This window comes from Limosilactobacillus avistercoris (assembly GCF_014836425.1).
GTDB lineage: Bacteria > Bacillota > Bacilli > Lactobacillales > Lactobacillaceae > Limosilactobacillus > Limosilactobacillus agrestimuris.
In genome coordinates, this window is the sequence record NZ_JACSQW010000011.1 from 1 (window position 1) to 22,011 (window position 22,011).

Here is a 22,011-nt window from a genome sequence, read left to right on the forward strand (position 1 = left end):
ACTCCGGTTTATTTTGCCCATGCTTATTCACCACATGAACGCGGTAGTAATGAGAACCGTAACCGAGTTTTGCGACGGTTTATTCCCAAGGGACAAGCCATTGAAGAACTAAGTGATTACCAACTGGTTCAAATCAATTGGTATCTGAATTCCCGGCCACTTAAATGTCTTAATTGGCATACACCAATCGAGTTCTTCTTGCTTAATCTACATTACTAAATTCGTTCAAGTTATTTCTTGCAATCTGCCTTTCATAAAAAAATACCCCTACATTTTCGTAGGAAGTATTTTTAGTCAACCATACCAGTTGACAGATACCCGGTTATTTTTTATAAAAAAGCTCCCAAGATAAATCGGAATTCTCACCTACCTTGAGAGCACTTAAAAATTAATTATTTTGGTTTTCAACAGCTGCCTTAACAAAGGCCTTGAATAATCCTTCTGGGTGGTTTGGCCGTGACTTAAATTCTGGGTGGTATTGGGCACCAACAAAGAACTTCTTGTCTGGTAATTCAACCACTTCAACTAAGTTTCGGTCTGGATTAACACCAGAAACAACTAAACCATTGTCTTCCATTTCTTGACGGTAATCATTATTGAATTCGTAACGGTGACGGTGCCGTTGACTGATCATCTTTTGATTATCGTAAGCAGCTGCTGCAACTGTTCCTGGCTTTAACTTACATGGGTAAGCACCTAAACGTTGTGTTCCACCCATATCTTCAACATCTTCTTGGTCTGACATCAAGTCAATGATGTTGTGCTTAGTGTTTGGATCAAATTCAGTTGAATTAGCATCCTTGTATCCAAGAACATCCCGTGCGTATTCGATGCATGCTGTTTGCATTCCAAGGCAAATTCCCAAGTAAGGAACATCGTTTTCACGAGCATACTTAATTGCGGTAATCATTCCTTCAATTCCCCGGCTTCCGAATCCACCAGGAACAAGGATCCCATCATAATCCTTAAGGGTATCAACCACATTATCTTCGTTGATGTTTTCAGCATTGAAGTGATCGATATCAACCTTAGCATCAACTGGGTATCCCGCATGACGAAGAGCCTCGTTAACTGAAATGTAAGCATCTTGTAAGTCAGTGTACTTACCAACCATGGCAATCTTAACAGTCTTCTTCAGATCATTTTCAATGTGGTTAACCATGTTAGTCCATTCACGCATATCAGCAACTGGGCAATCAAGATCAAAGTGATCAACTACTAATTGATCCATCCCTTGCTTTTGTAAGTTCAACGGAATCTCGTAAAGGGTATTAACATCCATTGATTCAATAACAGCCTTTGGATCAACATCACAGAACAATGCAATCTTAGTCCGCATTTCATCAGTGATTGGCTTTTCAGTCCGGACAACCAGAATGTTAGGTTGGATACCCAAGCCACGTAATTCACGAACACTGTGCTGTGTTGGCTTAGTCTTCATTTCACCAGCTGCACGGAGGTATGGAACTAATGTTGTGTGGATGTATAAGACATTGTCATCGCCAACTTCTTCTTTCATTTGACGAATTGCTTCCATGAATGGTTGAGATTCAATATCCCCAACTGTCCCACCAATTTCAGTGATAACAACTTCGGCATCAGTACTTTCACCGGCACGCTTAATCTTATCCTTAATAGCGTTAGTAATGTGAGGGATAACTTGTACGGTCCGTCCTAAGTAATCACCCCGCCGTTCCTTGCGCAATACTTCAGAATAAATCTTACCAGTAGTAACGTTTGAGTACTTGTTTAAGTCGTTATCAATAAATCGTTCATAATGACCTAAATCCAAATCAGTTTCAGTACCATCATCGGTAACAAAAACTTCCCCGTGTTGATATGGACTCATAGTTCCTGGATCAACGTTAATATAAGGGTCGAATTTTTGAATGGCAACCTTTAAGCCACGGTTCTTTAATAGGCGACCAAGGGAAGCAGCAACAATCCCTTTACCTAGTGATGATACAACTCCACCGGTTACAAAAATGTATTTAGTCATCGCGTAATTTTCTCCTTTTTGTTTTTTAATGGGGTTAATAAACAGAAAAGACTCCCCATTTCCATTGAAACAGGGAGCCATCATTTTAACGAACGATTACCTGCATTTCACAAGCGCCCAAGAAAGATAATACAGGCTCGCCACTAGATAGTCAAGAACAAAATATTAAAAATTATTCTTCATCATCGTCGTCATCGTCATGTAGTTCAGATAATTGACCTTCGATGCCGTCATCAAGACCGTCATCACTGTAATCATCATCGTCGTCATCATCATAATCTGTGTTGTCGTCATCATCTTGATCGTCGAGATCCTCATCTTCAGGGTCATCATTATCGTAATCAATCACGTCATCATCAGAATTAGAATCAGCTAAGAAAGCATTAACCTTACGACGCTTCGTCTTTGGACGATCGTCCTCTTCTTCGTCTTCATTTTCACCAACGGTTGCTTCGTCGATTGATTCATATGGGTACCATGCACGTAGACCCCAAGTGTTATCACCGAGGGAGATAAAACTGCCGTCGATGTTCAAATCAGTGTAAAACTGTGAAAGTCGTTCACGAATCTCTTCATCACTCTTACCAAGGTATTGTTGAACTTCGTTAGTTAAATCAACAAATGCCATTGCCTCGCCGTGGTGTGCGAGAATAGCGTGGGCAACTTCGATCATTGAAAGTTCTGATTTGTCTTGGCCGTCAAAAATCTTTAAATCCAAATTGGTGCACATCCCTTCAAAAGTCTAAATTACAGTATACAATGCTAAGCAGCAAATTGCAATTGAACTTGGTAAGTTCCGATTAATTGATCGTTTGCAGTTAGTTGATATTCCAAATCAATTGATCCATTAACATTTTGGGGATCAAATTCTACTTCTAGACGGTTTGTTGTGACCATCATTCCAATAATTCCGTATTCTGTCCGGTAACGAGCTTTGGTTGGCTCGGCTAATTGAAATTCAAAATCAGTTTCACGAACCCCGCTTCGTCTTAGGTGAAGTTGGTCCGTATCTAAACGGAATTGAACAGGGGTGACGGTTCCATCTTGGTGTTCTTGGTAACGGAGGTAATATTTCCCGTTTAATTCAACGAATTGCCCTTCTTCATCAAACCGATATTGATCCCGTTGACCATCCTGCTCCATCGTGGTCGTTAACCGAACATGAACTGGTACTGAACGTTTGATATTTAGGACCTCCTTATAGCTTCTTGTCCTGATTATAACTGTTTTTCGTCTCCGAATGTTATTATTCTGCCTAGTTTAGTATAATGAAAATGTTAAATAATGCCAGTATTTATAGAAAAGAAGAATTAGCTATGATTAATATCTCAAACCAACACGTCGAAACATTTTCTCAACCACTTAATCCGGAAAATAACCTTGCTTCGTTCGCGTATACAAACGCCTTATTGCGGGCAAGTGAACAGCTATCATCCCCAGTTCTCCACTCATGGACTCTAGAGGATACCGTGATTCTAGGATTGAAGGACCAGCGACTTCCTTACCTCCAGAAAGCTCTGAACTATCTTGATGGTAAAGGTCTCCATTATTTTATCCGTAACTCTGGAGGCCTCGCCGTTGCCAGTGATTCAGGGATCCTTAATTTTTCCATTTTTATTCCCTGGCACGTTAACGGTAGTGAATTAGAAATTGACGGAGCCTACCAAGTAATGACTGATGTCGTTAGTGCTGCTTTCCCTGAAATCACAATTAAGACTGGTGAAATCACACATTCATATTGCCCGGGAACTTTCGATCTCAGCGTCAATGGTCAAAAGATTGGCGGAATGTCCCAACGGCGGAATCGGTCAGGAGTAGTCGTTATGCTGTACCTAAGCATTAACGGTCCCCAAATGCTTCGTGGTGAAACCATTCGTGACTTCTATACCCGTGGGCTTCAAAATGTCGAAAACAAGTGGCATTTCCCTGACATCTGGCCAACCGCGATGACAACAATTGAAGAATTGCTTGGTAAACCACTTAGCCTAACAGAAGCTAATCAACGTCTACTGAATGTCTTTTCCGATCGGGGAAGCCAACAACTGCAACAGGTAATGTGGTCAAACAAATTTATCCAGTATCTTCAGCAAGAATCGACCACAATCAATCGACTTCAAGAACGCCTTCATAAGGAGGAATAAGCAAAATGTCCTTTCAGGATGAACAATTAGCTAAGGAAAAGGTCTTTCGGGATCCAATTCACGGCCAGATTATCGTTGATAACCAGATCCTGCTTGACCTAATTAACACCCCTGAATTTCAACGGTTACGCCGGATCAAACAATTAGGAACGTCATCTTTAACCTTCCATGGTGCTGAACATTCACGGTTTGGTCATTGCCTTGGTGTATATGAAATCACCCGCCGGATGTGCAACAGGTTTCAGCGTAATTACCCAACGAGAGAACCAAATGATGGACTTTGGGACGATCGTGAACGTCCCGTTGCTCTTTGTGCTGCCCTTCTACACGATCTCGGGCATGGACCGTATTCACACACTTTTGAACATATCTTTCACACAAATCACGAAGCAATTACCAGGGAAATTATTACTAGTCCATCAACTAACGTAAACCGGATTCTTCGTCGGGTTTCACCGACTTTCCCCGAAGATGTTGCCAGTGTCATCGACCACACCTACCATAATCCGCAAGTCGTTCAAATGATTTCTAGTCAAGTCGATGCCGACCGAATGGACTATTTGCAACGCGATTCCTACTACACCGGGACGAACTACGGAAAGTTTGATCTTGACCGGGTGCTCCTAATGATGCGTCCAATTAAAAGTGGGATTGCATTTGATATTTCAGGAATGCACGCGGTTGAGGACTACATCATCAGTCGTCTACAAATGTACCTCCAGATTTACTTCCACCCGGTTTCCCGTTCAATGGAAGTAATTCTCGACCACCTATTGAAGCGGGCAAACTATATCTACCAGCACCCGAGCGAGTTCGAGCCAGAATTCACACCATATATGCTGATGCCGTTTTTCAATAATCACTTTACCTTGGACGACTACCTTGCTCTTGATGACGGGGTCCTCACAACCTACTTTAACCACTGGACCCAGTCACGGGATGACATCTTAAATGACCTTGCAAGAAGGTTCCTTAATCGGCGGCCACTTAAATCCGCCCTTTATGACAAAAAATCAAAACCGCTTTTACCAAAGCTGCGAAAGCTTATTCAGACGGCTGGATTTAATAGCGATTACTACACCGCCGTCAATGATAGCTTTAAGCTTCCCTACGATACCTACAATCCGCAAGATTCAAATCCGCAAACCCAAATTGAATTGATCCAACCTAATGGCAAACTTATTGAACTATCGCAAGTTAGTACCCTAGTTGCGAGTGTTTCTGGTAAGGAAGCTGGGGATCAACGGTTCTTCTTCCCGAAAGAAATGCTTAACGAACACCAGGATATTGAAATTTTCGAACCAATTTACGAAGAATTTCAAAGCTATATTCAAAATAACCACGTCGTTAATCCAAAGGAGAATAATAATGGCAATTAAATTAATCGCAATTGATATTGACGCAACGTTGATTAACGATCAACGTCAAATTACCCCTCGAACAAAGGAAGCCCTTGAGGCAGCTAAACAACAAGGTGTTAAAGTAGTCCTATGTACAGGTCGTCCGATGACGGGAGTGGACGCCTATCTTACTGAATTAAGGCTAAACCACCAGGATGATCAATATGTGGTTAGTTTTAACGGTGCCCTTGCACAGTCAACGAACGAAAAAGTAATTGTTAACTATACCCTATCTTTTAATGATTATGTTGATTGGCAAGCATTTTGCACCAAGAATAACGTTAAGTCACAATTTGAATCACGCGACTATATTTACACAACCAACCGCGATCTCAGTCCGTGGACAATCCACGAATCTGATTTGGTAAGCATGCCGGTTCGGGTACGGTCACTTGATGAAATGGCCCACTCGCAGGATCAATACGTTCTGGCTAAGGGAATGATGCTCGGCGATAAGGAAGAGTTAGATAAGATTCAGCAAAAGTTCAGTAAAGAGTTTGCTGGACGCTTTACAATTATTCGGAGCGAAGACTTTTACCTCGAAATCGTCAACCACCGAGCAAGCAAGGGAAGTACCCTTGAGGCTCTGGCTAAGGAGCTCGGTATTAAGCAAAGCGAAGTCATGGCTCTCGGTAACGCCCAAAATGATAACTCAATGATCGAATACGCTGGCATCGGCGTTGCAATGGGTAATTCAGTCCCAGAAACTAAGGCCGTTGCTGATGTAATCACCGATACCAATAATAATGATGGTGTTGGTAAGGCCGTTGAAAAATATGTATTACGTTAAAGAAAACCGAAGAGGCTGGGAAAAAACTCCCGATCAAATTAAAAAGCCGAATAATGAATCTAAAATTGATTCATTATTCGGCTTTTTGTATACGGCGAATTAACAATTGAAATGCAACACAAAGTAAAAAAATAAACCCATACCGGGTAGAATATGTTTAACGACCAAATCAAACAATTCGAGGTATCCGGTATGAGCTATAACCATCTTACTATAAAAGAACGTGAAATGCTTATGTTTTTACAAGCTAAGGGGTTATCTATCCGGGCTGTTGCGTTACGGCTAGGGCGAAATCCAAGCACTATTTCACGAGAATTAAAACGTTGTGCAGGTCATTATTCCCCAAGTAAAGCAGAAAATGACTATCATCAAAAGCGAAAGAATTGTCACAAGAAGCGGCTATTAGACAGCCATCCACAACTACGCCGTCAAATTGTTCATTACATCTTAGATCTGCACTGGTCACCAGAGCAGATTACCGCTCGCTTTAATAAGGAACATCAATGGTGTGTTAGCTACAACACAATCTACCGTCATACCTATCAACACAATTTAGGTAAGAAGTACTCCTCACATGGCGATACCGGTATTCAGCGCCATCTCAGACATAAACATCGGACGCGGCATTCAAAGAATACTAGACGACATCGAGAAGTACAGACGGACTACATCTCAATTCATGAGCGCCCTGGTTTTATCAACCAGCGTCAACGTATTGGTGACTGGGAAATCGATACTGTGATTGGGCGAACGGGTCATTCCATCCTTTTAACGGTTGTCGATCGGCTTAGTCGGCTTACTCCTATCAAAAAGGTTGCGCGAAAGGCCTCGCAGGAGATAAATAAAGGCTTAGTTGAACTGTTAGGGGCCATTCCTAAAGAATTTGTTCATTCTATTACACCAGATCATGGGACCGAATTTCTTCATCTTGATGAAATCAGCGAAAGATTAGGCGTTACTGTCTATTGGCCCAATCCATATTCCCCTGAACAGCGTGGAACAAATGAGAATACAAATGGATTAATCCGGGAATATTTTCCCAAGCGAACAGATATTGATAATTATACAGAACAGGACGTTGAACACTACCAAAAGCAGTTAAATCAACGTCCGCGCAAAGTGTTAAATTATGAAACCCCATATGAAGTATTTTTTGATAAACCGTTGCACTTAGTTTGACAATTCGCCACACAGAAAATCGTTCCTGATATGATGTAATTACCCCTAAAAACAAATATAAAGGAATGATTTACATGTATCAAAATTATATCACAGGGCAAACTGAATTCGCACTAAGTTATGAGTTTAAAGTTCCCAAAGATCATATTACACGTTTAATTGATGATTTTGTTGATTCAATTCCTCAAGAAGTTTTACTAGAAGCAGATGTGGCGACTACTGGTCGCCCGCTTTCCCATCCAGCTATTATGCTGAAAATCTTACTTTTTGCTTATTCTCGTCAGACCTACAGTTATCATACTATTAATAACTTCCGCGGTAGTAATTATGCGGCGAGATTAATTAAACGTTCTTTCGTTTATTTCACTATGGCATTAGCTGACCATGGTTTGATTAAACATGATGCCTTTTTCATTGATGGTACTAAAGTAAAAGCTGATGCCAATAAATACTCCTTTACCTGGCGACGAGCAGTTGAAAAATATCATGTTAAGCTCCAAGCAAACGTTGCTGAACTTTATGATGAGTTAGTTGAAAAGAAAGTTGTTCAGGCAATGAAACCGGAAACACTTAAGTCTTCAACTGGTATGGAAGAGATTACCGAACAGCTCGAAAATGAGATCGATCAATTAAACGAAGAAATTAAACAAGAACCTAAAGTGATTAAAGGTTGTTCCGTTAAGAAACAACGTCGTCGTTTCTTAAAAAAGATCCAACTCGGCCACAAAACTGGCAATATAACGCCAAAGATGATTATTTCATTGATTATCAGGGCGTGCGTTTTAGCTTCTATCGCTATAGTCGACGGACAGATAAGTATGGTTTTAAACGTGACTTTAAACTTTATCGTGCCGATAAGCATCAACTAACCGTCAGGTTAGATCAATTGGCGAAAACACCAAGTGGTCGCCAACGTCAAATGAACGTTAACCCCACTTGGAATTACTTCAAATCTAAAATTAAGGATACCCTCTCTTCTGAAGAAGGCAAAGCAATCTATCGTCGTCGAAAATTTGACGTAGAACCAGTCTTTGGCAGAATGAAGAGGGATTTTGGCGTACGCCGAACCCATCTTCGTGGACAACAAGGTGTGGAAAATGATATTGGCTTGGTCTTAATGACCATGAATTTAACTAAATTAGGGAAATTAATGGCTCATTAGGGAGTCAAATTGATTGAAAAAAGAAAAAATCCGAACTGTAATTTCATAAAACTGAAAATTATAGTTCAGATTTTCTTATTGGAAGCCAGCAAACTATTAGTTTTTTCCCAACCTCTTCGGTTTTTACTATTCAAAACGCTGAATTTCCTTCTGGTCCGCGTTTATCTTAACGTTATAGCTAGTTATCTCACCCGTAATCTGATTCTGAAAACGGTACTCCCCGCTTTGCTGGTTAATGATTGCTTGATAATGGGTATAGTTATGCAGGTGGTGTTCATTTTTGGGAACCGTCACTGATTGAAGAAATGAAGATAGCTCCTTAGTTGTTGAAATTTTATTTTGCCACCGTGCCTGGGCTGCAAGGATAAAGCGATCACTAGAATTACGACCAGTAACCGACTTTTTCATTGTTAATAATGAAGTCTTTGTCTGTGAAGTAAACTTGGGATCTTCTCCATTACCAAAGAAATCATTGAGTTTTTTTACTTGTTCTGGATAAGCAGGAGTATTTGTATACGCACCAATCGAATTTTTGAAAACTACTAATTGACCATTCAAAGGTTCAATTCCGTATGTCCCGGTCGAGTCCATCAGCAACCAGTGGAATGGATATTGCTGATTATCAAACCATTTTTCCTTAATCACGCTTACATTTTGCAAATCATTAACCACATCCTGAACAGTCGCGTGTTTTGCCAGGATCCAATGAATAAGGTCTTGCGGAGTTAATGTTAATTTACCCTGTTGGCGTGAACCATAATCAGCAGCAACAGGGAAAAATAGCTCAGCACAGATAAGCCCACGCGCATTAATTCCATCACCGATCAGATAGTGATCACCAACGAGACGCATTCCTCCCAGAATTGCGTATTGATCCTGAATTTGTAATGTCTGACCCACAGGTGACCACTTATGACCAGCAGGAAGAAATGTCAATCGCCATGGAGTCCGCGGTGGAAAATCCATCGTCCGCCCGAATAATTTTCCCTGATCTAACGTTAATACTGTACACATTAGCTTTTCCCCACCTTCTAAAGAAAAAGGCAGGGGTTTCGCCCTACCTTGAAATTAAAATTATTGCAATTTAGTAACGGCGCCAGTTTGACTATTGTACTGGTAAATTCCGATTAAGTTAGCAACCGTATTATCACTATTATTTTGCCGTACTTCTAACTTATATACGTTGCCGTTAGCAGAAGTTGGCGTGATTGAGTAGCCTTTTTCTCCTGTGAAGCCCATCTTGTTAGCAAATGATTCAATAACACTATCGCTTGTCTTATCAGATGCCTGTTGGTTAGCTACTTGTTGACTGGATGAGGAGTTCTTTACCTTAACGTTTTGTTTCTTGTTAATCTTTGACCGTAAGCTCGTATATGCATCACGCATTGCGGTACTAGTAGATTTCAACGGCTTTAAACTATTCGCTGCAGTTTGGTAATTGCCATTATCATATGCCTGCTTTGCAGTTAGGTAGTTTTGTAAATCGCCCTTTAAGTTATTAGCCTCAGTCGAACGGTTCTCAGTATTATTCAACTTATCGTAAGCAGCTTGAAAATCATTATTATGAATTGAACGATTTGCTGAACGAACTGCCTTTGTTGAATCACTTTCAGACGATTGAGCACTACTAGTAGATGAGCTCTTCGTTGAACTAGTTGATTGACTATTACCACAAGCAGCCAGTGTCAAAGCTAACGTTACCGCCGCAGCCCCTACCGAAATATTCTTGAAGAACTTATTTACTGTCATAATTACTCCTCCTTTTTCCATCCCTAATTATACCATTCCCACTTTCTACCAACCTTCCTGAGAGAAAGGCTTAAGAAAAAATTAGAGTGTGAGCCCGTTAAAGCCTTCCGGTGGCTAACGATTTCTCCACCGAACGGCGTCTTGCCGTCGGAGGTGGAGGTCGTTAGCTCGAGGAAGGCTAGGGCGAACACATTTTTACTGTGTTGCCTAGAAGAAAATCTAGGAAACTCAGATGAAGCGCAGTAACTGAGTGGCTTTTGTCATCAACAAGTTGATAGCCAAAAACCTACTCATCCTTGCGTGGGGTTCACAGACGAAATTGATAAATCAATTTCTAGTTTACTCCAACATTTTGACCATATTGCAATGAAACAACAGAAAATAAAAAAGTGATTGCCGATTCAACAGCAACCACTTTTTTTCATTTTCAATATATTAAAGTTCAGCACTCTTAAATACTTGCTTGAACAAAGGACTAACAGGACGGTTTTCGTTAATCCGCTTAATTGCAGAACCAATAAGTGGGGCAACGGAAACTTGCTTAATCTTATCAATCTGCTTTTCCTTTGGTAATTGAATTGAGTCAGTCACAACAACTTCCTTAATTGGTGACTTAGATAACCGTTCAATTGCTGGGCCAGAAAGGACCGCATGAGTACATGAAGCATAAACTTCTTTGGCACCAGCATCAATTAATGCTTGAGCACCAAGGGTAATCGTTCCGGCGGTATCAATCATATCATCAATCATGATACACTTCTTCCCCTTAACATCCCCAATAATGTTCATAATTTGGGCAACGTTTGCTCGTGGACGACGCTTATCAATAATCGCAATTGGTGACTTCAAGAATTCAGCCAATGCCCGTGCCCGAGTAACACCACCGTGATCAGGTGAAATAACAACGGCATCTTGAGCAACGCCTTCTTTGATAAAGTATTCAGCTAATAATGGTGCTCCCATCAAGTGATCAACAGGGATATCAAAGAACCCTTGAATTTGAGCAGCATGTAAGTCCAAAGCGATTACCCGGTCAACGCCAGAGTTTTGTAGCATGTTAGCAACTAACTTAGCAGTGATTGGTTCACGACTACGCGCTTTCCGGTCTTGGCGTGCGTAACCATAGTAAGGAATTACCACATTAATGGTATTGGCACTTGCACGACGCAAAGCATCAACCATGATCAGCAATTCCATCAAATTATCATTGACCGGTGCTGACGTGGATTGAATAACATAAACATTATCACCACGAACACTTTCTTCAATGTTAATTTGGATTTCACCGTCACTAAAACGGTCAACAGACAATTTACCCAATTCAACACCAACATGCTTAGCGATACTTTCGGCAAGCGGCCGGTTTGAATTTAAAGCAAAAATCTTCAACTTAGGGTCAAAATAATGATTAGTAGTCATTGCATCCTCCACTGGATTAATTCAAAACTGGGAAGCTGTGACATCAATGCCTACAGCTTCGGATTAAATAATATTACGTGTGCGGTAAACATTATCATATCAACACTTCAATAATATAAATTTGCCGCATAAAAAGCAAGAGCAGAAATCTTACCAAGGCAACTTCTTGGCGTAATCTTCCTTGTTAACCTGACGTGCACGCGCAATTGCCATGTCGTATTCTTCAACGTTATTCGTAATTGTTGAGCCAGCTGCAACAAAGGCATTCGCAGCAAGGTTAACTGGAGCAACCAGGTTACTATTACTACCGATGAAGGCGTGATCACCAACGTTTGTGTGGTGCTTGTTCTTACCGTCATAATTAACAAAGACAACTCCACAACCAACGTTAATGTTCTTACCAAGGGTGGCATTACCAATATAAGTTAAGTGACCAACCTTAGTCCCTTCGCCAATAAAGGCCTTCTTAACCTCACAGAAATTACCAATATGAACATTCTTGCCAATTTCTGCAGCTGGACGAAGGTGACTATTAGGGCCAATATCACTACCGTCATGCATTTCGGCTTCTTGAAGCGTAGATGAAGTGATTGTTACCCCATCATGAATTGTTGAATCTTCAATTCGTGAATGAGCACTAATGTAACAGTCACTACCGATCGTGGTGTTCCCCTTAATCACAACGCCACCCTCAATAACAGTATCTTGACCAATCTTAACGCCATCATCAATGTATGTCGTTTCTGGATCAATCATTGTAACACCAGATTTCATTAACTTGGTATTAATCCGCTTACGCATGATCTTATTAGCACGGGCTAGGGCAACGCGATCGTTGACCCCCATTGATTCATCAAAGTCGGCCATCTTATAAGCAGTAACGATCTCTTGTTCCTTCTTCAAGATTTCAATTACATCAGTAAGGTAGTATTCACCCTGTGCATTATCATTATTAACTTTCTTTAATGCAGCAAAAAGCTTCTCATTATCAAAGCAATAAACACCGGTGTTAATTTCATGAATTGCCTGTTCCTCAGGAGTGGCATCTTTTTGTTCAACAATCCGTTCAACGATCCCAACTTCATTCCGAACAATCCGGCCATAACCCGTTGGATCAGGGGCGACAGAAGTTAAAATCGTTGCAGCAGCATGACGTTGTTCATGATATTCAAATAACTTCTTAAAAGTATCAGCGGTAAATAATGGTGTATCACCACTAACCACAACGGTCTCACCATCTTCATTTCCTAAAAGGTCTTTAGCTTGCATCACCGCATGGCCGGTTCCTAACTGTTCATTTTGCAAAGCAAACTTAGTCCGGTTGCCGATAACTTCCTCAACCCTTTCAGCACCAAAGCCAACGATAGTCACAATATTATTAATATCAGCCTTTTCGAGTTGACCAACCACGTGCTCTACCATTGTCTTGCCACATACCTTGTGTAAAACCTTGTATAACTTTGACCGCATCCGGGTTCCCTTACCGGCTGCCAAAATAATCGCGTTCCGCTTCATTTTGCTACCTTACTCCTTCTCAAAAACATCTTTAATAAAGCTTCCTGATCTAGCCTGGATCGTTTTCTTCTCATCGTCTACCGCATTTACCTTAATCAGTGAAGTGCAGTTATCAACCAGTCGCTTACCGGAAACTTCTCCCTCGGCTAAAACAGTCATTCCAACTAAGTTCGCGTCAAATTCCTTAATCAATGACTTCATCCCGTTAAGGGTTCCGCCACCCTTCATAAAGTCATCAACCACGACCACGTTTGCTCCAGCTGAAAGGGTCCGCCGTGATAATTCCATCTTCTTGATTCGTTTTACAGAACCCGAAACGTAATTAACACTAACTGTTGGCCCTTCTGTAATGTGAGAACTATTCCGCACAATTACAAATGGCTTATTCAGATACATCGCAGCACTTTGGGCAATCGGAATTCCCTTAGTTTCTACTGTCATAATCACATCGACATCTTTATCAACGTATTGGGTAGCAATTAACCGACCAACACGACGTAAGATATCAGGCCGACCAATCAAATCTGAAAGGTAAACATAATCCCCAGGTAATAGCCGGGTATCATCACTTACCGCATCAACAAGATCAGCAATGGCCTTTTCCGCATTTTCCTTTGAATAAAACGGTGTTAATACGGCACCACCGCTTGCACCAGGAATTGTTTCCAATCGTCCCATTCCCCATGAATGGAAAGTATGACGAATAATACTAAGGTCTTCACTAATTGAAGACTTAGCAGAATCGTACCGTTCCCCGAAGAATTTGAGGGAAACAAGGGAACGAGGGTGTTCCATTAAATATCTTGTCATATCGACAAGGCGGTTACTACGTCTAACCTTCATATCTAATCCTCCAAAAGTATTAATCGCCTTTGATTTTAACATAAATGTTCGGCTTTTACTTAATATTTATCAAAATAACTGGACTTTTCTTCAGCATTAGAAAAGTCCAGTCAGTGAAATTATAAAAGAGTAACGATATTGACGTTTCTGCAAAAGCCACGGATCCCATTTTGAACTCGCCGTGCTCGTGATTCTGTATGGCAGATTGCAAAAACCGAAGGACCCGTCCCACTCATCTGGGCAACATCCGCTCCCAACGACAACATCTTATCTTTTAACCGTTTAATTTCTGGATAGTAACGCATTGTCAGAGGCTCTAATACATTTCCCATATACTTAGTTGCCTCCTGCCAATCACCATTTTGTAAATTTTGGATTAATTTTTCGTTCTCCAGGTGATTAATCTGCGTATAGTCAATCTGCCGAAGCATCTGTGGTGTCGATACACTTATTTGTTGCTTAGCAATAACCACCCAGTAATGAGGTTGCTGGGGCAATAGTTCGATCTTTTCGCCATGCTCAGTCACGTGTGCTAACTTTCCATAAACACAATATGGAACGTCTGAATCAATCGATAATGATAAACGCGCCAATTCTTCTAGTGAAAGGCCAAGTTTCCATGCCGAATTAAGGATCCTCAATACTGCAGCGGCGTCCGATGAGCCACCACCTAACCCAGCCGCAACCGGAATCTTTTTCTTAATATTGATCGTTAATGCTTCTCGTCTGTGGAATCGATTTCGTAAAATATTAGCTGCTTGAAACGCGAGGTTTCGTTGATCATTTGGAAGAAAGCTACTGTCTGTATAAACCTTTATATTTCCTGGTTGATCGGAGATTTCGATTGAAACGTAGTCTGCCAAATCAACCGAAACCATTACCATATCCCACTTGGGCATCCCATCAAGGTACCGCATTGGTGAATCCAAGCTTAAATTAAGTTTCGCTGGCGCTTTTTCAGTGATCAGCATCCAAAACACCTCCCAGTTTAATCAAATAGTTATCTTGATTATAGCAGAGGAGGCCTTAGTAAAGAAGTTATGTAGAATGTCTTCTAAAAATAAAAAGGATTATGAAAAAAATGAATATTTTTCATAATCCTCTTACTATATTACGCTTGTGCTTCTTCATCTTCGAAATCGATCGCGATATTTTGTGTTAAGAGATCAGTATAACTGTAAGTGATCCGATTAATCTCTCCTTGTCCTTCATTAACATGAACAACAAAGATTGCTGGATACGTCTTACTAAGTACTCCGCGGTGCTTAGCAACCCGTTTACGGCCTGCTTGAGCAGTTACTAAAACTCGTTGACCAACACGCCCTTCGAGTTCTTGCTTAATCTCTAAAATACTTTTAGCCACACATCTCACCTCACAGGCTGAACTATACGCTCATTTAGCTTAAAAGTCAAAATTTTATCACAACTATATTAATAATTCAATCGTATTTTAAATTAAATTTTCTTGATGAAGTGCATTTAATAGTTCAATAAATTGGCTTAAAGTTAGCTTTTCTGGCCTAATTTGTGGTGAGAGCTCAAGTTGTTCTAAAACTTTTGTCATTTTTTCTTTTGTTTCGGCATCTTTACCAATTACACTTTGTAAGTTATTCCACAGACTCTTCCGCCGGTGAGCAAAGCATCCCCGGATAAAGCCCATCAATTTTTGCTTATCAAATGGTTTTACCGTTAGTGGTTGTTGACGTTGCTTAAGAACCACAATCGCAGAATCAACATTCGGTGCTGGAATAAACGAATGTCGCGAAACATTAAAGGCAATTTCTGCATCCATTTGGTATTCAATTGCTAATGTTAATGCTCCATACTGTTTTGTCCCCGACTTGGCGGTTAATCGCTGGGCTACTTCCTTTTGCATCATTACTGTAATTGATGTCCATTCAACGGGACTAGCTAGGAGCCCCATTAAAATTGGGCTAGTAATGTAATACGGCAAGTTAGCAACCACCTTAATCGGCTTAGTCGGATCAGTAAATTGTTGTTGAATCAATTCAGGTAAGTTTGCCTTCAAAATATCTTGATTGATCACCGTTACGTTATCATGATCAGCTAACGTCTTTTCCAAGACCGGAATTAAATCCTGATCAATTTCTACCGCAACAACCTGACTAGCAGCATTAGCCAGTTGTTCGGTTAAGGCACCAATTCCGGGACCAATCTCAATTACGTTATCTTCCCTTGTTACTTCTGCAGCATCAACAATTCGGTGAAGGATCTCTGGGTCGGTCAAGAAATTCTGACCAAACCCCTTCTTAGCGTGAATCCCATACTCATTCAAAATTGAACAGGTCGCTTTGCGGTTACCAATTTGTGTTGACTCACTCATTTTGTTTCCTCCTGGTCTAATTGTTGAACTGCATTTTCAAAGTCATCTCGACGAATTTGAAACATATTTAACCGTTTCAAAAGTTGCTTTCCGTTTCCATAGCCAATTCCAAGAAGCTGCCCGAGACGTTCTCGGCGGTAACGTGAATTTGTTCTTCCGGTTAATCCGGCCGCCTTTAAATCAGCACTGGTTATTTCCGCGTTTTCTGTTGTTCCTTGGGTATAAAGCTTTTCTAAGGCGTTCCGAATCACTTCTGGCGTTGCGTGCTCAACACCAAGGCTACCTTTAAATTCCGGAACCCCCTGATCACGACGAATGAACGCGTGCTTAACTCCTGGAATAGCATTACTAATCATTTTGCGGATCCGTTCCCCATTAAAATCGGGGTCAGTAAACACAATCAGCCCCCGAGTTGCTTGAAGCTTTTTTAATCGGGCAATATCTACTTCTGATAATGCCGAACCATTCGTCTCATAAGTATCAGCATTAACTGCCTTTAAGATTTGTTTGGTATCGTCTTTTCCTTCAACGACGATTACTTCTTTAATCTTTTTCATTTAGCTCTCTCTTTGTTAAAAATAGTTGTTCTGCGTTATGGAAGGTCTTATATGCTACCAATTCAGCATCAACGTTCTTTAATTTGGCAATTGCATCCACCACAAACTTAGTGAAGCCCGGTTCATTTTCTTTCCCCCGATACGGGATTGGCGTTAAGTAAGGTGCATCTGTTTCAACCATCATCCGTTCTAGTGGAACAGCTAATGCTGCTTTATGAACGTCTTCTGCAGTTTTAAAACTAACCACACCACTAAAAGAAATTGCCATCCCTAAATCCATAAACTTTTCAGCCATTTCGGGCGAACCGTTAAAACTATGCATTACTCCACCAAATTCGTCAATATGAGAATCACGCAGGATTGCATAAGCATCATCGAGGGCATCACGAACGTGAATTGAAACTGGTAAGTGCAATTGTCGAGCAATTTCCAGTTGTTGGGCAAAAATTTCCTGTTGTCGGTCGTGCGGTGACTCCTGATCATTAAAATAATCTAGCCCAATTTCACCAATGCCAACGACTTGGGGATCGCTTAATTGACTAAGCAGTTTCTTTTCAGCTTCCTCATTGTAAGAACGAATATCTTCCGGATGCCAACCAATGATCGCATGCAGGTTTTCATATTCATGAGCTAGCTTTAATGCTCGTTCATTTAAAACCGTGTTCGAACCAACAATATTCATCTGGGTGACCCCATAGTGAGCTGCACGTGCTTCGAATGCTGGAACATCATCATAAAAGGCGTCATCGTTTAGATGCGTATGCGAATCGTAAACCTGACGCCAGTTTTTATGTTGTTTACTCATTAGTAAGTCCGACTATTCGACACTCATTCCAGGAATCAATGAATCTGGAACGGTCACAACAGTAACGTTGCCATCTTTTTCGGCAGATAAAAGCATCCCTTGGCTAATTTCTCCACGCATCTTCCGTGGCTTCAAGTTAGCAACAATCACAACTTTCTTCCCAACAAGGACTGACGGATCTGGGTACCATTGGGCAATTCCTGAGAGAATTTGCCGTCCTTCTTCAGTTCCGTCATCCATGTGGAACTTCAAAAGTTTATCAGCACCTTCAACGTGGTCTGCCGAAGTAATTTGGGCCACCTTTAGTTCAATCTTTTCAAAAACATCGAACCGAATCTGCTTCTTACCAGTTGTTTCTTCTTCACTCATCGTCTTTTGCGCTTCCTTTTTTGCTTGTTCCATTGCCTTACGTCCCTTTTGCTTTTGGTTAGCGCTCATTTGACTCTTAATGAACTCAACCTCTTCTTTAACATCAAGCCGAGGGAAAATCGGTGTTCCCTTCGCAACTACTTGAGCAGTTTCTGGGAAATCATTGAATTGTAGTTCAGTTAGGTCAAGGTTAGTACCTTCAAGACCTAATTGGGTAATAATCTCCTTTGGTGCATGGGTCATTACCGGTTGGATCAAAGCTGCAATTACCCGTAAGCTCTTGGCCAAGTGAGTCATTACATCTGATAACTCTGCCTTCTTGCTGTCGTCCTTAGCCAATACCCATGGTTCGGTTTCATCAATGTACTTATTAGCCCGGGCAACTAACTTCCAAACTGCTGATAAGGCATCCGCAAAGTGCACTTTATCCATTTCTTCCTTGAATTCAGCAATTGCATTCTCAGCTGTTTGTTCAAGGTCAGCATCATATTCAGTTGTCGCATCATTTTGGGCAACTAACTTACCATCTTGGTACTTATTAATCATAGCAACAGTCCGGTTTAACAAGTTTCCGAGATCGTTTGCTAAGTCAAAGTTAACCTTATCAACAAAGTCTTCTGGACTGAAGACCCCATCATTACCAAATGGCATTGCCTTCAAAAGGTAATAGCGAGTAGCGTCTAAGCCGTAGCGTTCAACTAAGGTTTCAGGATAGATCACGTTCCCCTTTGACTTTGACATCTTACCGTCCTTCATCGTCAACCAACCGTGACCAATGATGTGCTTAGGTAGTGGTAGTCCAAGAGCATGGAGCATAATTGGCCAGTAAATTGTATGGAAGCGGACGATTTCCTTTCCGACCATGTGGACATCAGCAGGCCAGTACTTCTTAAACAAGCTGTCATCATCCGAACCGTAACCAAGGGCCGTAATATAATTGGATAAAGCATCAATCCAAACGTAAACAACGTGCTTTGGATCATTTGGTACCTTAACCCCCCAGTTAAAGGAAGTCCGGGTAACAGCAAGATCCTCTAGACCTGGCTTCAAGAAGTTATTAACCATTTCGTTAACCCGGGTGTGGGGTTCGATAAAGTCAGGATGTTCCTTATAGTAGTTCATCAACCAATCGGCATACTTACTCATCTTGAAGAAGTATGATTCTTCTTCAACCAGTTGAACTTCGTGTCCAGATGGGGCTTTTCCACCAATCACATTACCGTTGTCATCACGGTAAACTTCAGCTAATTGACTTTCGGTAAAGTACTCTTCATCATCAACTGAATACCAGCCCTTGTACTTTCCCTTGTAGATATCGCCTTGATCAATAAACTTTTGGAAGATCTTTTGAACAGCCTTTTCATGGAAGTCGTCCGTTGTCCGGATAAACTTATCATTAGTGATCTCCATTGTCTTCCAGAGTCGCTTGATTCCTGCGGCCATTTTATCCACGTATTCTTGTGGCTTCATTCCAAGCTTTTCGGCTTTTTGTTCAATCTTTAAACCGTGTTCATCAGTCCCCGTCAAATAGAAGACATCGTAACCCATTAAGCGCTTGTAACGTGCTTCAGCATCACAAGCAACGGTTGTATATGTATTACCAATATGTAATTTACCAGATGGATAGTATATTGGCGTCGTAATGTAATAAGTTGGTTTTTGTTCAGCCATATGAGGCCCCTCTTTCTTATCAATTCCTAATTTCAATTAACCTTTAGTATAGCATTATCCACAACCTACTCCAACCTTAAAAGAGATCAAGTTGTTGGGGATCACGTGGAGCAAGTCCAGTAAACTTAACCCCCATTATTTTTTGTAGTTGGAGGGCGTTGGGTGCTGCATCCCCGCCAGAATTATTATTGAAGATTACGCAGAGTTCCTGTGGTTGTGGTTTAACCTGATTAATCTTCTTTGCAAGGTCACCTAATTCTTCGTGGTTATAACGGTAGAGTGTCCGGGTCTTTCGCCATTCTTTTCCCGCATTATCCCAGCCTTTCCGGTTCCGCCCATGTAAACGGATCATCGCTAGTTTAGGGTTAGTAGTTGCAAGGTAAAACGGCACAGAGGTTACCGTATCATGAGGTTCATCCGCCGCTACCAACGTAAACTTCAGGTCTTGGCAATACGAAACCAGTGAATCAATCACTCCTGGACGGTACCATGAATTATTCCGCAACTCAACCGCGATTGGTAAGTCACCCATCCAATCACGAATTAGCTTTAAATATTCAATATCTTTTACTTCAGAATCAAAGTATGGTGGAAATTGAAAGAGGATTGTTTTCAACTGTCCTGCAGCAATCAGTGGTGCAATTGTCCGCCGGTATTGTTGAAATAATAATGCTAATTCACCCTTTTCTTGGTTTCGCTGGTGAAGAGTCATCCCCTGATGTGCTTTAATGATAAATTGAAACTCGCTGGGGACTTGGGACAGCCACTTTTGAATTGTCGCCATCTGAGGTAAAGCATAGAAAAAAGTATCAACTTCAACCGTTGGCATATGCTGTGCGTATTCATTTAGCGTTACGGGACGTTGCTGCTCATTAATTAACGCTGGGTGTTCAGTCCAGGTTGTTAGTCCCATCGTAATTTTCATTTACTTTTTTCCTCCATCCATTCTCAGTAATTTCTTATTTTTCCTAAAATAAATTTATACTCATTTATTCTTTACCTTTAGTGCTGATTTGATAACTTTTATGCACATTTCCCTTATTTCAGCGCAAAATATACAAAAACTGCCATTTCTCAAGATGAAACGGTCTCTTAGAGTTGTTCCATTCTGGAATTATCCATGATATCTTGAATATGGAAACAATAAGTGTCCAAATATGAAAGGAGCGATCAAAATGTCATTAACTACAAAGACTATTCGGGATGTATTTTCACTAAAGAAGCGTGGTAACGAAAAACGTCATCTAGGGGTGCCATTTAAGGTCGCTGGCAAAGTGATCCATTTCGATTAATTATTTATTCTAATTAAAAAAGAAGCTGCTTGGTTGCGTTTAGTCCTATTGATTTGCGTCCGGCAGCTTCTTTTTTATTTAACTTTTAGTTCGTCAAAGAACTTTGTCGCGTCCGTTTGGATCATTTCGAACTCACACGGTAACTGAAGGGCTTCTTGGTTTACCGCCAAGACTTTTGCGGCAGGATTTCGGTATTCCAATAGTCCTGCAAACGGGTAGACCTTCATTGAAGTACCAACAATTACTACCAGATCGGCTGCTTGCATTGCCCGAACAGAGTTAATAATGTCCTCTTGCCTTATTCCTTCATCATAAAGGACAATATCAGGCCGCAAAGCACCACCATCTTTTTGGTGAAGACGACTCTTCAAATACCCCTCCACTGGTACCGTCTCGTGACACTTCTCACAGTACACATTGAAGAGGTTCCCATGAAAATCAATCAGGTGTTTTGTACCAGCTTCTTCATAAAGGTTATCGATGTTTTGGGTTATTACTGTGGCCCGATCCTGCTGGGTCAATGCCGCTTGCTTTTGGTGAATAACATTTGGCTTAGCATCCGGAAAGTATAAATTTTCCTTGCAAAATTTATAAAATCCTTCTGGGTCACTTTCAAAGTAACGGTGACTTAAGTAATACTCCGCATTTCGGTCTTTTGTGTATAAACCATTTGCGGACCGAAAATCGGGGATCCCAGAAGCGGTTGATACACCAGCACCCGTTAAGAAAACAATTCGTTGTGCATCATCAAATAATTGTTGTACTTTTTGTTCCAT

Annotated in this window: 21 protein-coding genes and 2 pseudogenes; 7 read left to right on the forward strand and 16 right to left on the reverse strand. The window is 41.0% G+C overall.

The genetic code is table 11. The features are described from left to right. Window positions 1-219, forward strand: a 219-nt coding sequence (locus H9564_RS05135; RefSeq protein WP_191684436.1) for an IS30 family transposase, incomplete at its 5' end; no start/stop codon positions are given. A gap of 169 nt (window positions 220-388) precedes the next feature. Here H9564_RS05135 and H9564_RS05140 read toward each other — a convergent pair. The 3 genes from H9564_RS05140 to H9564_RS05150 all read right to left on the reverse strand — a co-directional run bounded on the left by H9564_RS05140 (window position 389) and on the right by H9564_RS05150 (window position 3,241). Further along, window positions 389-1,999: a CTP synthase gene (locus tag H9564_RS05140; protein ID WP_191684437.1), complete on the reverse strand. Its 1,611-nt coding sequence runs from the start codon at window positions 1,997-1,999 to the stop codon at window positions 389-391. A gap of 172 nt (window positions 2,000-2,171) precedes the next feature. After that, window positions 2,172-2,717 (reverse strand): DNA-directed RNA polymerase subunit delta, encoded by a 546-nt coding sequence (rpoE, locus tag H9564_RS05145; RefSeq protein WP_191684438.1) that lies wholly within the window; start codon window positions 2,715-2,717, stop codon window positions 2,172-2,174. 44 nt (window positions 2,718-2,761) lie between these two features. Then, window positions 2,762-3,241 (reverse strand): DUF1934 domain-containing protein, encoded by a 480-nt coding sequence (locus H9564_RS05150; protein WP_318241076.1) that lies wholly within the window; start codon window positions 3,239-3,241, stop codon window positions 2,762-2,764. 74 nt (window positions 3,242-3,315) lie between these two features. Between H9564_RS05150 and H9564_RS05155 the strand changes: the two genes are divergently transcribed. The 6 genes and pseudogenes from H9564_RS05155 to H9564_RS09350 form a co-directional block, all read left to right on the forward strand. Then, window positions 3,316-4,140 (forward strand): lipoate--protein ligase family protein, encoded by an 825-nt coding sequence (locus tag H9564_RS05155; protein WP_191684440.1) that lies wholly within the window; start codon window positions 3,316-3,318, stop codon window positions 4,138-4,140. Between the two features lie 5 nt (window positions 4,141-4,145). Next, on the forward strand, window positions 4,146-5,519 hold the full coding sequence (locus tag H9564_RS05160) for an HD domain-containing protein (protein WP_191684441.1): 1,374 nt from the start codon (window positions 4,146-4,148) through the stop codon (window positions 5,517-5,519). Then, window positions 5,509-6,330 (forward strand): sugar-phosphatase, encoded by an 822-nt coding sequence (gene yidA, locus H9564_RS05165; RefSeq protein WP_191684442.1) that lies wholly within the window; start codon window positions 5,509-5,511, stop codon window positions 6,328-6,330. The genes H9564_RS05160 and yidA overlap by 11 nt, the downstream gene beginning before the upstream one ends. A 192-nt stretch (window positions 6,331-6,522) precedes the next feature. Then, the gene (locus H9564_RS05170) at window positions 6,523-7,509 is read left to right on the forward strand and encodes an IS30 family transposase (RefSeq protein ID WP_191684443.1); all 987 of its coding nucleotides are present in this window, start codon (window positions 6,523-6,525) and stop codon (window positions 7,507-7,509) included. Between the two features lie 74 nt (window positions 7,510-7,583). After that, window positions 7,584-7,877, forward strand: a pseudogene (locus H9564_RS09410) (IS5/IS1182 family transposase); the annotation flags it as partial. A 353-nt stretch (window positions 7,878-8,230) separates the two neighbouring features. Beyond that, window positions 8,231-8,665: pseudogene (locus H9564_RS09350) on the forward strand (transposase); the annotation flags it as partial. Window positions 8,666-8,797: 132 nt separating this feature from the next. Here the strand turns inward: H9564_RS09350 and H9564_RS05180 are convergent. From H9564_RS05180 to H9564_RS05240, 13 genes are all read right to left on the reverse strand, one after another. Beyond that, window positions 8,798-9,685, reverse strand: coding sequence for a linear amide C-N hydrolase (locus H9564_RS05180; RefSeq protein ID WP_191684444.1), 888 nt, complete (start codon window positions 9,683-9,685; stop codon window positions 8,798-8,800). A 60-nt stretch (window positions 9,686-9,745) separates the two neighbouring features. Continuing rightward, entirely contained in the window at window positions 9,746-10,420 is a 675-nt protein-coding gene (locus H9564_RS05185) for a hypothetical protein (RefSeq protein ID WP_191684445.1), read from the reverse strand. Window positions 10,421-10,855: 435 nt separating this feature from the next. Continuing rightward, a complete protein-coding gene (locus H9564_RS05190) occupies window positions 10,856-11,839 on the reverse strand; it encodes a ribose-phosphate diphosphokinase (protein ID WP_191684446.1) in 984 nt (327 codons plus the stop codon). A 150-nt stretch (window positions 11,840-11,989) separates the two neighbouring features. Beyond that, the gene (glmU, locus tag H9564_RS05195; protein WP_191684447.1) at window positions 11,990-13,354 is read right to left on the reverse strand and encodes a bifunctional UDP-N-acetylglucosamine diphosphorylase/glucosamine-1-phosphate N-acetyltransferase GlmU; all 1,365 of its coding nucleotides are present in this window, start codon (window positions 13,352-13,354) and stop codon (window positions 11,990-11,992) included. Between the two features lie 9 nt (window positions 13,355-13,363). Beyond that, window positions 13,364-14,197 carry a pur operon repressor gene (purR, locus tag H9564_RS05200; protein ID WP_191684448.1) on the reverse strand — a complete coding sequence of 278 codons (834 nt, stop codon included), beginning with the start codon at window positions 14,195-14,197 and terminating at the stop codon, window positions 13,364-13,366. Between the two features lie 119 nt (window positions 14,198-14,316). Then, window positions 14,317-15,168 carry a 4-(cytidine 5'-diphospho)-2-C-methyl-D-erythritol kinase gene (gene ispE, locus H9564_RS05205; RefSeq protein ID WP_191684449.1) on the reverse strand — a complete coding sequence of 284 codons (852 nt, stop codon included), beginning with the start codon at window positions 15,166-15,168 and terminating at the stop codon, window positions 14,317-14,319. Between the two features lie 140 nt (window positions 15,169-15,308). Then, window positions 15,309-15,560: a Veg family protein gene (locus tag H9564_RS05210; protein ID WP_191684450.1), complete on the reverse strand. Its 252-nt coding sequence runs from the start codon at window positions 15,558-15,560 to the stop codon at window positions 15,309-15,311. Window positions 15,561-15,647: 87 nt separating this feature from the next. After that, entirely contained in the window at window positions 15,648-16,541 is an 894-nt protein-coding gene (rsmA, locus tag H9564_RS05215; protein ID WP_191684451.1) for a 16S rRNA (adenine(1518)-N(6)/adenine(1519)-N(6))-dimethyltransferase RsmA, read from the reverse strand. Then, window positions 16,538-17,098 carry a ribonuclease M5 gene (gene rnmV / locus H9564_RS05220; protein ID WP_191684452.1) on the reverse strand — a complete coding sequence of 187 codons (561 nt, stop codon included), beginning with the start codon at window positions 17,096-17,098 and terminating at the stop codon, window positions 16,538-16,540. Before rnmV ends, rsmA begins: the two co-directional genes overlap by 4 nt. Continuing rightward, entirely contained in the window at window positions 17,085-17,903 is an 819-nt protein-coding gene (locus tag H9564_RS05225) for a TatD family hydrolase (protein ID WP_191684453.1), read from the reverse strand. Before H9564_RS05225 ends, rnmV begins: the two co-directional genes overlap by 14 nt. Before the next feature lie 12 nt (window positions 17,904-17,915). Beyond that, the gene (metG, locus tag H9564_RS05230) at window positions 17,916-19,943 is read right to left on the reverse strand and encodes a methionine--tRNA ligase (RefSeq protein WP_191684454.1); all 2,028 of its coding nucleotides are present in this window, start codon (window positions 19,941-19,943) and stop codon (window positions 17,916-17,918) included. Window positions 19,944-20,019: 76 nt separating this feature from the next. Further along, window positions 20,020-20,868, reverse strand: a complete 849-nt coding sequence (locus H9564_RS05235) for a DUF72 domain-containing protein (RefSeq protein WP_191684455.1) — start codon at window positions 20,866-20,868, stop codon at window positions 20,020-20,022. A 441-nt stretch (window positions 20,869-21,309) separates the two neighbouring features. Continuing rightward, complete coding sequence (locus H9564_RS05240; protein WP_191684456.1) at window positions 21,310-22,011, reverse strand: NAD-dependent protein deacylase; 702 nt, start codon at window positions 22,009-22,011, stop codon at window positions 21,310-21,312.

Bases quoted from the DNA above. Each gene is read 5' to 3' on its own strand.
- H9564_RS05170 (WP_191684443.1), top strand. From the start codon at position 6,523: ATGAGCTATAACCATCTTACTATAAAAGAACGTGAAATGCTTATGTTT.
- H9564_RS05190 (WP_191684446.1), bottom strand. From the start codon at position 11,839: ATGACTACTAATCATTATTTTGACCCTAAGTTGAAGATTTTTGCTTTA.
- ispE (WP_191684449.1), bottom strand. From the start codon at position 15,168: ATGCTGATCACTGAAAAAGCGCCAGCGAAACTTAATTTAAGCTTGGAT.
- purR (WP_191684448.1), bottom strand. From the start codon at position 14,197: ATGAAGGTTAGACGTAGTAACCGCCTTGTCGATATGACAAGATATTTA.
- H9564_RS05240 (WP_191684456.1), bottom strand. From the start codon at position 22,011: ATGGAACAAAAAGTACAACAATTATTTGATGATGCACAACGAATTGTT.
- H9564_RS05235 (WP_191684455.1), bottom strand. From the start codon at position 20,868: ATGAAAATTACGATGGGACTAACAACCTGGACTGAACACCCAGCGTTA.
- H9564_RS05185 (WP_191684445.1), bottom strand. From the start codon at position 10,420: ATGACAGTAAATAAGTTCTTCAAGAATATTTCGGTAGGGGCTGCGGCG.
- H9564_RS05160 (WP_191684441.1), top strand. From the start codon at position 4,146: ATGTCCTTTCAGGATGAACAATTAGCTAAGGAAAAGGTCTTTCGGGAT.
- rsmA (WP_191684451.1), bottom strand. From the start codon at position 16,541: ATGAGTGAGTCAACACAAATTGGTAACCGCAAAGCGACCTGTTCAATT.
- glmU (WP_191684447.1), bottom strand. From the start codon at position 13,354: ATGAAGCGGAACGCGATTATTTTGGCAGCCGGTAAGGGAACCCGGATG.
- H9564_RS05140 (WP_191684437.1), bottom strand. From the start codon at position 1,999: ATGACTAAATACATTTTTGTAACCGGTGGAGTTGTATCATCACTAGGT.
- rnmV (WP_191684452.1), bottom strand. From the start codon at position 17,098: ATGAAAAAGATTAAAGAAGTAATCGTCGTTGAAGGAAAAGACGATACC.
- H9564_RS05155 (WP_191684440.1), top strand. From the start codon at position 3,316: ATGATTAATATCTCAAACCAACACGTCGAAACATTTTCTCAACCACTT.
- metG (WP_191684454.1), bottom strand. From the start codon at position 19,943: ATGGCTGAACAAAAACCAACTTATTACATTACGACGCCAATATACTAT.
- yidA (WP_191684442.1), top strand. From the start codon at position 5,509: ATGGCAATTAAATTAATCGCAATTGATATTGACGCAACGTTGATTAAC.
- H9564_RS05225 (WP_191684453.1), bottom strand. From the start codon at position 17,903: ATGAGTAAACAACATAAAAACTGGCGTCAGGTTTACGATTCGCATACG.
- H9564_RS05180 (WP_191684444.1), bottom strand. From the start codon at position 9,685: ATGTGTACAGTATTAACGTTAGATCAGGGAAAATTATTCGGGCGGACG.